This is a genomic window from Plebeiibacterium marinum (genome assembly GCF_026013615.1).
Classification (GTDB): Bacteria; Bacteroidota; Bacteroidia; order Bacteroidales; family Marinilabiliaceae; genus Saccharicrinis; species Saccharicrinis marinus_A.
Genome location: NZ_JAPDPI010000030.1, coordinates 1 through 12276 on the forward strand (window position 1 = coordinate 1; position 12276 = coordinate 12276).

Sequence of the window (12276 nt, forward strand, 5' to 3'; positions counted from 1 at the left end):
TAACTTTGACTTTGGCTATTCTGATTCTGATATACAAAAAACAAAATAATATCGGTTACAAAACTGCTGTTAGAAGATTTAGAATTGAACTTGATAAGCTGATTACCAAGATGATGATTGTGTTTTCCGGAGGTGATCCGAACCTAGTCTTTCGTTAGCGAAATCATGTTCCGAACACTAAAGTACATTGCCCTTTATTAAAGAGTAGAAATGTTATGCACGATATTTGGAATCCGTGGCACGGTTGTACAAAAATAAGCGAAGGCTGTCAGTATTGTTACATGTTCTTTCTTGACAGGCAACGTGATAAAGAAGGTTCTAATATCTACAAAACTAAATCAGGCTTTAATTATCCGTTACAGAAAAACAGGAACGGACAATACAAGATTAAAAGTGGTGAATTAATTCGGGTTTGCATGACTTCCGATTTCTTTTTGGAAGAAGCAGATTGCTGGCGGAATGAAGCCTGGCAAATGATGAAAATTCGCAGTGATGTTAAGTTCTTTCTACTAACCAAACGCCCAGAAAGAGTTGAAAAGTGTTTGCCAAATAATTGGGACGATGGTTGGGAAAACATCTTCTTTAATGTGACCTGCGAAAATCAAAAGCGTGCCGATGAAAGAATCCCCATTCTCTTAAAATTACCCTTTAAACATAAGGGAATTATGACTGCGCCTTTAATTGGCGACATCCAAATTGAAGATTATCTGAAAACCGGACAAGTTGAACAAGTGATTGCCGGAGGTGAAAATTATGATGGAGCAAGGCCTTGTAATTTTGATTGGATAAAATCTTTGCAACGTCAATGTATCAAATACAATATCTCATTCTGCTTTATCGAAACCGGAACCAATTTTATAAAAGACGGTATAGCTTACTCCATTCCAAAGAAATCAGTTCAAAGCCAGATGGCATTTAAATCGGGCATGAATTACAAAGGAAAGCCCATTAACTTTATTCTAAAAGATACAATGGGATTTCCTATAGAACCTATCTACATGTACCAACCCAAATACAAGATTAATTGCCATACTTGCGGAAGCAAGCCAATTTGCAATGGATGTTGTGATTGTGGGAGGTGTTAACTTGACTTTACTACTTCAAATAAATCTGTTTCAAATATGTATTTAAATCCGCTGTTTTTCGTCCGATTAAATTTTCTAAAGTCGGGTCAACAAGGTTAGCATCGTTATTTTTTATTGCCGTTGCGAACATTAATGAAACCTGTGCCAACTGTTCAGGAATATTCATTTGTTTCAATGTCTCCAAAAAGACAGCAGGTTCAGGGCTATTGTATTTGATTGTTGTGAAATCTGGTGAAAATAAATCTATTAGCTAAGAAATATCCAATATGTCAGATGCATTTACCCCAAATCTTTCCTTAAATGATGTCGAAAAATGAGAGAAATTCTCAAATCCAACATGGTAATATACATCAGATGGTTTCTGTTTTTTCTCAACTATTAAATACTTAGCTTCATCAAGACGTTTTTCCCGTAGCCATTTTTCAGGAGTTTCGTTATATGTTTTTTTGAAATCTCGTTTAAATGTCGAAAGGCTTCTTCCTGTTAACCGTGCAAATTCCTTTATTGGAATCTTGAAAGTAAAATTCTTGTTCATGTATTTTTCCAAGTCGATTTTATAGGGTTCGGTGAGGTCAAATATCATCTGCTCAAGATTTGGATGATGATTCATTAAAAGTTCAAGGGCTTCCAATGATTTAATTGATGCAACTGTACCTGTTAATTTTGAGACTTGGTTAAAATAGGGCATAAAAGATTCAAAATATGCCCTAATGAATTTAGATTGAGTCAAATCTATATAAGGCTTTCCCTTGTATTTTTCAGTCGTTGGAATATTATGGTTTTTTGCATAATCTTGAAGCATTTCAGGTGTGAAAAATATACTTACCGACTTATAACTAAATCCTTCGTCATCAGACATTTTAATAGATTTAATCAACTCGTTCTTGCGAATCAATGCAATGTCACCAGGTTCACCCACAACATCAAAATCTGAAAATCGTAAATGTTTTTTTCCGCTTACCATGAAACTAAGGGTAAGCTCAGGAACAATTTGGTCACTATCAAATGTTTTAGCTTTTTCATCGCTAAACATTATATTTTCAACAATCTGCGTTTTCATAATTATTTCCCAATTTATTAAAAACCTTAAAATTTCAATTGACTTTGAAGCATTTTATCAAATAATTTGTCTGAAAGAAGCCATCTCATAAACAAGGTTGGTTTAATTCCAAATCCTCCTGCATATCGGGTTTTTGGATTTTTAGATTCAATACCTTTTAAAATTAGTTTTGAAATAACGATTGGTTTAGATGCATTATGAACCATTTTCTTATTTGCATCAACAGTTCTTGTGATAGCTTCCTTGTATGCCGATTTATCCGCATTTTTTACCATGCTATCTAATGCAATATGTGCAAATTCAGATTCTATTGCGCCAGGCTCAATAATGACAACATCAATCCCGAATTGTTTAACTTCATTTCGCAATGAATCGCTCAATCCTTCAAGTGCGAATTTGCTTGAATGATACCAACTACCGTAAGGTGTTGCAAACCTGCCACCGCCAGAAGTAATATTGATAATTTTGCCATATTTGTTTTTACGCATTGATGGTAATACCAATTGTATCAAACGGGCAACACCAAATACATTTACCTCATATTGGTATCTTGCGGTTTCGATACTAACATCCTCAAGTGCTCCATAAGTACCAAAACCTGCATTATTTATTAGAATATCAATTCGGTTTTCAGTTTTCATAATCGATTCAACAGCATTAACTATTGAATTCTCATTTGATACATCCAAGTGGATTGGTTTGATTCCAAACGATTTAAGTTCTTCTAATTTTTCTGTCCGCCTTGCAGCGGCATAAACTTTATAGCCTTTCTCAGCTAATAATCTAGCGGTTTGGTTTCCAATACCCGATGATGCTCCAGTTAATAAAACAACCTTTTTCATAATCTCAATTTTTAAATTATTAATACATTACAAAATTAGGTACAGAACGAAAAAGATGTTTTTGTCAGCGGTTCATTAAATTTTGGTCACAGGTTCATTTTCTCAGAGGTTCTAAATATTATAATAAGTACAAGAAAGAACCATTCTTTAGGACTAGGCTATTATTACAATAAAAAAGCCTCAATAGAGGCTTTTAGTAAAAATGATTTGTCATATTAAATCCACGGATTCTGCCGAATCAGTTTCCATCTTTGACTATCTGAATTATTCAATGGTTGTAAAACCAACTCAGCATCATCATCCTCAGAAGAAATAGTGATATAAAGTTCAGTTCCTTTTAAACGGATGAAATAGGTGTCATTATCTTGTTTCAAAAACTCCCAGTACTGAAATTTACTTCCACCTAAAGATTTTTGCCATAGGCTAACACCCGGCTTGGGGTCAGAAACAGGTTCAAAAGTTTTTTGCGTGTACAGGTTTTTGAGCAAATATGTGCAGTCTTCAATCTGAATCATCTCCCAGGTAATACACTCCCATACGTGATGGGGATAAAGGATTGTTTTAGCATTATCAGTGAAAATTGCATCATGTACACGAATATCTTTACCGGATTGGATATTCTGTAAAGCGTAAGTGTTAGCGTATTGTTTTTTCTTTTTAATGTCTTTTGTAAACCTTAAAATAAAAGGTATTGCTGCTATTACAAGCAATACAATTGGTATGATTATTAATATCTTTTTCATCTGTAATCCTCCGTAGCTTTTAAACAGTAATCCCAAATAATTTGCTCGTTTTCGGGCGAATAATACTTATCGTTTGCTTTTTCTTTTCCTTTAGGGCCAAGATACAGGTTTGAAACACCTTCCAATTCGGGTGAAGTTGCTCCCATAATGCTACCTTTTATTCCGGCTTCCATCGAGTTTGACATTAGAGCGCCCCAAATGGTATAGATAATTTTGTATTTCCATGATTTCATGGCATCACGACCAAGGCTTGATTTAACCGAGCCTGGATGTGTTGAATTAAAGGTGACATTTTGGATACCTTGTTTTTTTGCTTCAAGTACAAAATGTCGCATTACCCAGATAATATACAATTTTGATAAACCGTAAGCCCTTGGCATAGTGTAGCTATTTTCCAGTTCAATATCAATCAAGTCAGGTTTTCCGCCCATTGCATGGGCTGCCGAAGCAACTGTAACAACCCGTGCTGACTTGCTTTTTTTAAGAGTGTCCAACAAAAGCGTTGTTAAAAGAAAAGGAGATAGAACATTGATAACCATTGTTTTTTCGTGTCCTTCGGCAGTAAGCTCCCGTGTATCGGTAAACTGTGCTCCGGCATTATTTAAAAGTACATCGAGGCGGTCATATTTCTTCTTAATTTCCTCTGCAAAACGTTTCACATCTGCAAGTGAAAGAAAATCGGCTAAAAACATGTCGATATTATTACTGCCCGATTCTGATTTTATTTCTTCAAATGCAGTCTTTGTCTTTTTAGGGTTTCGACCGTGGATTATAAGAGTATGTCCTTGTTTTGCAAGTGTCTTTGCGGTTTCTTTTCCGATGCCATCGGAAGCTCCTGTTACTAATATGATTTTGCTTTCCATATCTGTATTTTTTTGATTCTGTTTTATGATATTTCCTTTTCAGCCATTGTCTTGATGTCTTTCACGTAAATGACACTTTGCATATAACCATGCTTCGATGCATAAATCATAGATAAGGCCACTTGTTGCATGGTGGAAACAATATTCGGCATTACCAATTTTATAAAGGGAAGTAACCAGGAAATATATCTGTAGTATTTTTTAACTTTTGTTTGTTCTTTTGTCGCCACAATGAATCCTATTCTATAGCCAAAGGCTTGTTTAAATGGAAGTTTCATTAAATCATTTTCTGTTTTTCCTTTTATTCGTGCCCATGCCATTCGCCCTTTTTCACTACTGTCAGTTCCTCCACCACTTACATAAATAAATGACATTTGGGAGTTTGGATTTAAACACTTTGCAAAATGTAGAGTAGTTTCATAAGAAATACGCTTGTATTCTTCCTCACTAATACCAACAGAGCTAACTCCTGCACAAAAGAAACAAGCATCATAACCTTTGAGCTTCGTATCATTTTCCTTTAAGGCAAGAAAATCAGACACAATATATTCTCTTAATTTGGGGTGTTTAATTCCAATTGGTTTTCGGCTTACGCTTAACACCTCAGTTATTTGTGAAAGCTTTAAGCATTCCAGCATTATGCCTTCACCAACCATTCCTGTTGTTCCTGTAATTATAATTTTCATCGTAACTATTTTAGATTGTGGTTTAGTTAAATGATTGCCTGAATTCCATAGGCGTTGTATTCGTCTTTTTCTTAAATAACTTATTAAACGATTGTGAATATTCAAATCCTAATTGATACGCAATCTCACTAATCGACAAATTAGTAGTACTCAACAACTCTTTTGCTTTTTCAATAATATGATTCTGAATGTGCTGTTGGGTAGTTTGTCCCGTAAGGCTTTTTAGCATGTCATTTAAGTAATGAGATGATACAAAAAGTTTTTTAGCAAAGTATTGTACTGTTGGTAATTCAGAGTTTTCGGTGTTCAGAAAATGCTCGTTTAGTAATTCCTCAAACTGAACTAGCAAATCGCTTGAAGCTTTTTTACGAGTAATAAATTGACGGTTATAAAACCGATTAGAATAATTGAGTAAAAGATCGAGATGAGAGACGATTACATCCTGAGTGAAATGGTCAATGTTTAATTCTATCTCATCTTTAATGTTTTCAATGATTCCCGTAATAAGGATGTCTTCTTTGTCTGATAAATGTAAAGCTTCATTTACTGCATAAGAAAAGAAACCATATTCTTTAATCTTTTTTGCCAAAGGAAATCCCTGTATTAAATCAGGATGAAAAACAAGCATCCAGCCATCTGGTTTTTCAATTGGTACATCCGCAGAGGATTCTTCTATTTCAAGTCTTTGACTGGGAGAAACAAATGTCATCACACCTTCATCAAAATCGTAATATTGTTGTCCGTACCTGATTTTTCCCTGACAATTCTTCTTTAAATTGACTACATAAAAATTGAAAACGACAGGTTCAGTTATTTTCACCGTAGTCATATCAACATCATCAGCATTAACTACACTAATCAAAGGGTGCGATGGTTTCTTTAGATTCAGTAAAGTATGCAGTTCTGAAATTGAATTTAGTACCTTATATGCAATTGCTTTCATGTTCAATTATTTTATAATAATTCAAATACCTTTTATAGCACATTACAAAGTACCGAAATTTAAATTACGAAAAAGTATCCAAATCGGGGGTAGTTGTATCCAAAAATGGGCAAGTTCATTTAATTGTATTAAGTCAATCTGTAATGGATGTAGTAATTGAGGAAAGTGTTAGCTTTGTTGGCTCAAAATTGAATAGCATTATGGAAGAATTAAGAGATAAAGAATCAATTATTCAGAATACGCTAAAACAACTAAAAGCTAATAACTTCGAAGTTTATTTTGCGGAGGATACTGCCAAAGCAAAAGCCATTTTTGAAAATGATATTTTGCCGAATATTAAATTCAAAAGTGCCTCTTATGCAGATTCCATAACCATGCGGGAAACCGGTGCACTGGACTTGTTACAGAATAATCAGGACATTGAATTTATTGATACTTTTTCTCCCAATGATGATTGGGATACAAGAATTATAAAACGAAAGCAGGCGTTAACTGTGGATTTGTTTCTTACCGGCACCAATGCAATCACTGAATCAGGTTATCTTGTTAATCTGGATATGATTGGAAACAGGGTAGCCCCATTAACTTTTGGCCCGGAACATGTTGTGCTTTTTATTGGAACTAATAAAATAGTAAAAGACAAAGAAGAGGCTTTTCACAGGATTAAAACCATTGCTGCTACCTTGAACGCACAACGGCATACTAATTTCAAAATACCTTGTCAAACAACAGGTGTATGTGTCGATTGTAAAAGCAAACAAAGAATCTGTAATAGTTGGGTTATCACCGAAAAATCATTTCCCAAACACAGGATCAAAGTTATTCTTATCAATCAGGATTTGGGGTATTGATTTTAATTCAAACCCCGAAACTCACTTGGCGACATGCCTATAGTCTTTTTAAACATCCTTTTAAAAATGTATTATACTACAAATAGTCGTTCGAATAAATGCAACATATAACAAAAAGTCGTTCAAATAAATGTGAATTAATTAAAAAAGACATTTGTAAAAGTGTATATTTGTATCCGCACAGATATGAAAAATAGTGGATATGGAAAGGACTGCAATAAATAATCTTTATGATTGGAAAAAAAATGAAAATAGAAAACCTTTAATCATAAGAGGTGCTCGTCAGGTAGGAAAGACCTGGCTGATGAAAGAATTTGGCAGGAAAGAATATGCTCAGACAGCATACGTGAATTTTGAGAGTTCAAAAATTCTAAAGGATCTGTTTTCTGAAGATTACAATATAACACGAATAGTTAATGCAATTCAGATTGAAACAGGAGTACAAATTAATGCAAACGACACCTTAATAATATTGGATGAAATTCAGGAAGCTAAAGGTGGTATAGCTTCATTAAAATATTTCTATGAAAATACTCCGGAATATCATATAATAGCAGCGGGGTCTTTATTAGGTGTTTCACTCCATCAGCACACCTCCTTTCCTGTTGGAAAAGTTGATTTTTTAGACTTGTATCCTTTAAGTTTTCCAGAGTATTTAAAGGCTTTGAATCAAGAGCCTTTGTTGAAACTGATTGAATCTCAGGATTGGGGTTTGATACGGAATTTTAAAACAAAATTCACTGAACTATTAAGACAATATTATTTTACAGGAGGAATGCCGGAAGTGGTATTGTCCTTTAAGCAAAATATGGATTACACGGAAGTCAGAAAGATTCAGAAGAATATTTTATTGGCCTATGAGCAGGACTTCTCAAAACATGCTCCTGTTGAGATCGTTCCCCGAATCAGAATGCTTTGGAATTCAACCTTGGCACAATTGGCAAAAGAAAACAAAAAATTTATATACAGTGCTATTAAGAAAGGTGCAAGAGCAAAAGATTTTGAGCTGCCGCTATCATGGCTAACCGATAGTGGACTGATTTATAAGGTGAATAGAATAAACAAAGCAGGTATGCCGCTTAAAGCTTATGAGGATATGAATGCCTTTAAAATATTTATCGTTGATGTTGGATTACTTGCTGCCATTGGCAACCTTGATGTAAAAACCTTACTTGATGGGAATAGCATTTTTGAAGAATTCAATGGTGCATTAACAGAGCAATTTGTATTGCAACAATTAAAAACCATACCTGATATTCCGATATATTATTGGTCAGCAGAAAAAGCAAATGCTGAAATTGATTTTGTGATTCAACACCTGAACAAAATTGTTCCAATTGAGGTAAAAGCTGCTGAGAATCTACAGGCTAAAAGTTTAAAATCATTCAAACAGCGATTTCCGGAATCCGTTGCTATAAGAACCTCAATGTCTGATTTCCGGAAAGAAGATTGGCTGACAAACACCCCGCTGTATGCAATAAATTATCTAATGAAGATTACGGGAATTTAGTGCTTTGTAGAAAATTTGAAATGGTATAGTAACTGCGGGAACTGTAGCTTTGCGATCAAAAGGAGAAAAGTAATATAGCAAGATTTGAGGATAAAGCATCGTGCATTCAGTAAACAATACAAAACCTTAAAGCTAATAATTTCGAAGTTTATTTTGCGGAGGATACTACCAAAGCAAAGGCTATTTTTGAAAATGATATTTTGTCAAATATTGAATTCAAAAGTGCCTCTTATGCAGGTTCCATAACCATGCGGGCAACCGGTCCTTTGGATTTATTGCAGAATAATCAGAACATTGAATTTATTGATATTTTTTCTCACAATGATGATTGGGATACAAGGATTATAAGACGTAGCAGGCACCAACGATTGACTCGTTTCTTACCGGTACCAATGCAATCACTGAGTCAGGTTATCTTGTAAACCTGGATATGGTAGGCAATAGGGTAGCACCATTGGCTTTGGGGCCGGAGCATGTTGTACTGTTTATTGGGACTAATAAGATCGTGAAAGACACACCAGAAGCTTTTCATCGTATTAAAACCATAGCTGCTCCGTTGAATGCCAAGCGTCATACAAACTTCAAAATTCCTTGTCAAACAACTAGCATTTGCCATGATTGTAAAAGCAATCAAAGAATCTGTAATAGTTGGGTTATCACCGAAAAATCATTTCCAAAACACAGGATCAAGATTATTCTTATCAATCAGGAATTGGGGTATTGATTCTAATTCAATTCCCGGTACTCACTTGGCGACATGCCTACACTCTTTTTAAACATCCTCGTAAAATGCTGAGGATATTTAAAGCCTAATTCGAAGGCAATCTCACTAATAGTTTTTGTTATATCCAACACTTTCTCTTTGGCTAAAGAAATTAATTTCAGATGAATATAATCCAAGGCAGTCTGACCTGTTTCTTTTTTAACCAAATCTCCAAAATAATTTGTTGAAAGGTGTAGTTCCCGGGCTATTAAGGTAACAGATGGCAAGCCTATGTTTTGTGGCTTTTCCGAACGGAAATAATCGTTTAAATATCGTTCAAACTGCTCAATTATCCCTTTGTTTGTGTTTTCTCTGGTAATAAACTGTCGGTCATAAAATCGCATACTGTAATCCAGTAACATTTGAATACTGTTTATTATCAGTTTTTTACTATGCTTATCTATTCGCTCATTAATTTCATATCCGATTTTTGCAAAGCTTTCAAAAACAAGACTTCTTTCACGTTGCGAGACATGTAAAGCTTCGTTCGATTCATAAGAAAAGAAAGAATAATCATGCATTATTTTACTAAGGGAAGAACTAAGCAATAAATCAGGATGAAAAATCAGAACCCATCCGGTTTTACTGTTCTCCTGCTCACTACGTTTAATCTTTACTACTTGTCCCGGAGATATAAATAATAAAGTGCCTTCTTTATAATCATATTTATTACGACCATATTCTACTTTGCCACAATCTCCCTCTTTAAAATAGATTGCATAAATACCGAAATATAGATGAGAATATTTATCCCATTCTTTCCTGTCAGTGTTCTTATGGCTTTGAAGTTGTGAAAAGTCAATAATATTTACCAGCGGATGTAAAGTTTCTACTTCTACCATCTTATTGTAATCATCTACTGTTTCAATTCTGTAAATAGCACTCATAACTATTCGCTTTTATTATTTACTACAAATATAAGTGTTTGGAGATTAATTTATTATCAACTAATAGCGTAACAGTGAATATGGTATGTAATACTGTGTTTTGTATAAACCATAGATACCAAATGATTACCAATTTTGCATCGAAGTAATTCAAACAATAATTTAAGAAATGGAAAGAAGAGATTTATATGAACGACTAAAGAATGGTGAACCATTAAGTATGTATAATCCTGATTTTGCACCTGCAATTTTAGATATGGAATCATCAAGAAAGGTTATCCATAGAATTAATAATGAGTTTCATAAGTTAGAAGATTTACCTCCGTTGTTTGCTGAACTAATAGGCAAATCGTTTGAAGAAGGTACAGCTATAATGCCTCCATTTTATATTGACATGGGTAAAAACATTAAGATTGGTAAACAAGTTTTTATTAATCACAATTGTACATGTATGACAGCGGGGAGCATAACAATTGATGACCGCGTGATGATTGGGCCACAAGTAACACTTTTAACTGCAAATCACGATTTCGATGACCACAATACGCTTATCTGCAAACCAATTCGTATTAAAGAAAATGTATGGATTGGTGCTTGTGCTACTATTTTACCTGGGATTACAATTGGTGAGAATTCTGTAGTTGCAGGAGGTTCGGTGGTTACAAAAGATGTGGAACCGAATGTAATTGTTGGAGGTAATCCAGCAAGAGTAATCAAACGGCTTAATAAAACAGAAATATAATCTTAAATACATTACCATGAAGAAAATAGTTTTCGCATTATCGATTATGATATTATTTACAAACTTAAAGGCACAAACAATGCAAAATACCAAAGAATTATCGGATAGAATTCAGGTGATTGAAGACAAAATGTCCATAAAAAATTTAGTTGATACTTTTTCTGTATTAGCTGACCAAAAAGAAACCCAAAAACAAACCTTGCTATTTACAGAAAATGCTTCCGTAGAATCACGTGTAAATGGACAACCAGGAATGACTTTAACAGGCCGGAAGCAAATTGGCGATGCCTTTAGTTCGTACCTGAGTCTTTTCGAAACTGTTTACCACATTAATGGTCAACAAACTATCGAGCTAAAAGAGAATACTGCTTCTGCAACTTCTTATTGCATGGTTATATTAATAGGTATGGAAGATGGTAAAAAAATAAAGACAACCATGGGAGTATATTATTACGATGAGTTTGTTAAGGAGAACGGTTGCTGGTTGATTACAAAACGCACATCTAACTTTATTTGGCAGGAAAAAGAAGAAGTTGAGTGATCTTGTATCCCTTCTCTAAAATATAATTATGTGCTTTTTGAAGGAAAGATTTAAATACAAAATCTCCAAGTGACTCTACTATTCACCGGAGATTTTGTGTCATCCCCGGCACAACAAAGTTTCTCTCATTTTTTTATCAAAAATCAACCTTATCAGGATGCAAACCTGAACCTCCACAATATTCCATTGCATTGATTGTTTGCATATCTTCTACTGTGATTTCAAAGTCGTCAATAGCTAAGTTTTCAACAATACGGCTTGGAGTTATTGATTTTGGTAGCGGTAATACATCATTTTGCAAAACCCATCAAATACATATTTGGGCTACTGATTTATTGTATTTTGCAGCGGTGGCTTTTAGTGTTTCATTATCCAACATTTTTCCGGTTCCTAAAAGACTCCATGCTTCAACCAGTATATTATTGTCTTTGCAAAACGAAACACATTCCTGTTGCATAAATCCGGGATGGAACTCAATTTGATTTATGGATGGTCGAATAGTAGCAGTTTCCATTAATGCTTCTAAATGGTGAGGTAAGAAATTACTTACACCTATTGACTTTATTTTACCTTCTTTATAAAGTTCTTCTATTGCTCTCCAAGTTTCGTTATTAATTTCTTTAGAAATGGGGCTTTTAATTGTAAAAATAGTCCTTTAAAAGGTTCTCCGTTTTTTGATGGTCTTTTGAATTTGCGCAACATGTGGTTACGTTTTAGAAAAAACGAATCGCCCTTTTCTTAAACGTTATTTTTTTGAGAT

Annotated in this window: 15 protein-coding genes; 7 read left to right on the top strand and 8 right to left on the bottom strand. The window is 34.2% G+C overall.

Going from position 1 to position 12276, the window contains the following annotated elements:
- Positions 1-215 precede the first annotated feature (215 nt).
- Positions 216-1085 (top strand): DUF5131 family protein, encoded by an 870-nt coding sequence (locus OM074_RS14175; protein ID WP_301200548.1) that lies wholly within the window; start codon positions 216-218, stop codon positions 1083-1085.
- A 250-nt stretch (positions 1086-1335) separates the two neighbouring features.
- Here the strand turns inward: OM074_RS14175 and OM074_RS14180 are convergent, their stop codons facing one another.
- The 6 genes from OM074_RS14180 to OM074_RS14205 form a co-directional block, all read right to left on the bottom strand.
- On the bottom strand, positions 1336-2145 hold the full coding sequence (locus tag OM074_RS14180; protein ID WP_301200550.1) for an AraC family transcriptional regulator: 810 nt from the start codon (positions 2143-2145) through the stop codon (positions 1336-1338).
- 26 nt (positions 2146-2171) lie between these two features.
- Positions 2172-2987: an oxidoreductase gene (locus tag OM074_RS14185; RefSeq protein WP_301200552.1), complete on the bottom strand. Its 816-nt coding sequence runs from the start codon at positions 2985-2987 to the stop codon at positions 2172-2174.
- Between the two features lie 215 nt (positions 2988-3202).
- Positions 3203-3730 carry an RICIN domain-containing protein gene (locus OM074_RS14190; RefSeq protein ID WP_301200554.1) on the bottom strand — a complete coding sequence of 176 codons (528 nt, stop codon included), beginning with the start codon at positions 3728-3730 and terminating at the stop codon, positions 3203-3205.
- Positions 3727-4593, bottom strand: a complete 867-nt coding sequence (locus OM074_RS14195) for an SDR family NAD(P)-dependent oxidoreductase (RefSeq protein ID WP_301200556.1) — start codon at positions 4591-4593, stop codon at positions 3727-3729. Before OM074_RS14195 ends, OM074_RS14190 begins: the two co-directional genes overlap by 4 nt.
- A gap of 23 nt (positions 4594-4616) precedes the next feature.
- On the bottom strand, positions 4617-5279 hold the full coding sequence (locus OM074_RS14200; RefSeq protein ID WP_301200558.1) for a Rossmann-fold NAD(P)-binding domain-containing protein: 663 nt from the start codon (positions 5277-5279) through the stop codon (positions 4617-4619).
- Positions 5280-5301: 22 nt separating this feature from the next.
- Positions 5302-6222: a helix-turn-helix domain-containing protein gene (locus OM074_RS14205; RefSeq protein WP_301200560.1), complete on the bottom strand. Its 921-nt coding sequence runs from the start codon at positions 6220-6222 to the stop codon at positions 5302-5304.
- Positions 6223-6365: 143 nt separating this feature from the next.
- On the opposite strand from OM074_RS14205, the gene OM074_RS14210 reads away from it, so the two are divergent.
- The 4 genes from OM074_RS14210 to OM074_RS14225 all read left to right on the top strand — a co-directional run bounded on the left by OM074_RS14210 (position 6366) and on the right by OM074_RS14225 (position 9307).
- A complete protein-coding gene (locus tag OM074_RS14210) occupies positions 6366-7073 on the top strand; it encodes a lactate utilization protein (protein WP_301200562.1) in 708 nt (235 codons plus the stop codon).
- A gap of 202 nt (positions 7074-7275) precedes the next feature.
- Entirely contained in the window at positions 7276-8583 is a 1308-nt protein-coding gene (locus OM074_RS14215; protein ID WP_301200564.1) for an ATP-binding protein, read from the top strand.
- Positions 8584-8783: 200 nt separating this feature from the next.
- Positions 8784-9005, top strand: coding sequence for a hypothetical protein (locus OM074_RS14220; protein ID WP_301200566.1), 222 nt, complete (start codon positions 8784-8786; stop codon positions 9003-9005).
- A complete protein-coding gene (locus OM074_RS14225) occupies positions 8981-9307 on the top strand; it encodes an LUD domain-containing protein (RefSeq protein ID WP_363320269.1) in 327 nt (108 codons plus the stop codon). The genes OM074_RS14220 and OM074_RS14225 overlap by 25 nt, the downstream gene beginning before the upstream one ends.
- Before the next feature lie 2 nt (positions 9308-9309).
- On the opposite strand, the gene OM074_RS14230 is transcribed toward OM074_RS14225, so the two are convergent.
- Complete coding sequence (locus OM074_RS14230) at positions 9310-10233, bottom strand: helix-turn-helix domain-containing protein (RefSeq protein ID WP_301200568.1); 924 nt, start codon at positions 10231-10233, stop codon at positions 9310-9312.
- 169 nt (positions 10234-10402) lie between these two features.
- On the opposite strand from OM074_RS14230, the gene OM074_RS14235 reads away from it, so the two are divergent.
- Both OM074_RS14235 and OM074_RS14240 read left to right on the top strand, forming a co-directional pair.
- Positions 10403-10975 (top strand): sugar O-acetyltransferase, encoded by a 573-nt coding sequence (locus OM074_RS14235; protein ID WP_301200570.1) that lies wholly within the window; start codon positions 10403-10405, stop codon positions 10973-10975.
- A 16-nt stretch (positions 10976-10991) separates the two neighbouring features.
- Positions 10992-11516, top strand: coding sequence for a nuclear transport factor 2 family protein (locus tag OM074_RS14240; RefSeq protein WP_301200572.1), 525 nt, complete (start codon positions 10992-10994; stop codon positions 11514-11516).
- A gap of 307 nt (positions 11517-11823) precedes the next feature.
- Here the strand turns inward: OM074_RS14240 and OM074_RS14245 are convergent, their stop codons facing one another.
- The gene (locus OM074_RS14245; RefSeq protein WP_363320270.1) at positions 11824-12165 is read right to left on the bottom strand and encodes an aldo/keto reductase; all 342 of its coding nucleotides are present in this window, start codon (positions 12163-12165) and stop codon (positions 11824-11826) included.
- Positions 12166-12276: the final 111 nt, after the last annotated feature.

Coding starts and splice junctions, on each gene's coding strand:
- OM074_RS14185 (WP_301200552.1), bottom strand. CDS start 2,987: ATGAAAAAGGTTGTTTTATTAACTGGAGCATCATCGGGTATTGGAAAC.
- OM074_RS14205 (WP_301200560.1), bottom strand. CDS start 6,222: ATGAAAGCAATTGCATATAAGGTACTAAATTCAATTTCAGAACTGCAT.
- OM074_RS14230 (WP_301200568.1), bottom strand. CDS start 10,233: ATGAGTGCTATTTACAGAATTGAAACAGTAGATGATTACAATAAGATG.
- OM074_RS14195 (WP_301200556.1), bottom strand. CDS start 4,593: ATGGAAAGCAAAATCATATTAGTAACAGGAGCTTCCGATGGCATCGGA.
- OM074_RS14190 (WP_301200554.1), bottom strand. CDS start 3,730: ATGAAAAAGATATTAATAATCATACCAATTGTATTGCTTGTAATAGCA.
- OM074_RS14210 (WP_301200562.1), top strand. CDS start 6,366: ATGGATGTAGTAATTGAGGAAAGTGTTAGCTTTGTTGGCTCAAAATTG.
- OM074_RS14175 (WP_301200548.1), top strand. CDS start 216: ATGCACGATATTTGGAATCCGTGGCACGGTTGTACAAAAATAAGCGAA.
- OM074_RS14215 (WP_301200564.1), top strand. CDS start 7,276: ATGGAAAGGACTGCAATAAATAATCTTTATGATTGGAAAAAAAATGAA.
- OM074_RS14235 (WP_301200570.1), top strand. CDS start 10,403: ATGGAAAGAAGAGATTTATATGAACGACTAAAGAATGGTGAACCATTA.
- OM074_RS14180 (WP_301200550.1), bottom strand. CDS start 2,145: ATGAAAACGCAGATTGTTGAAAATATAATGTTTAGCGATGAAAAAGCT.
- OM074_RS14200 (WP_301200558.1), bottom strand. CDS start 5,279: ATGAAAATTATAATTACAGGAACAACAGGAATGGTTGGTGAAGGCATA.
- OM074_RS14240 (WP_301200572.1), top strand. CDS start 10,992: ATGAAGAAAATAGTTTTCGCATTATCGATTATGATATTATTTACAAAC.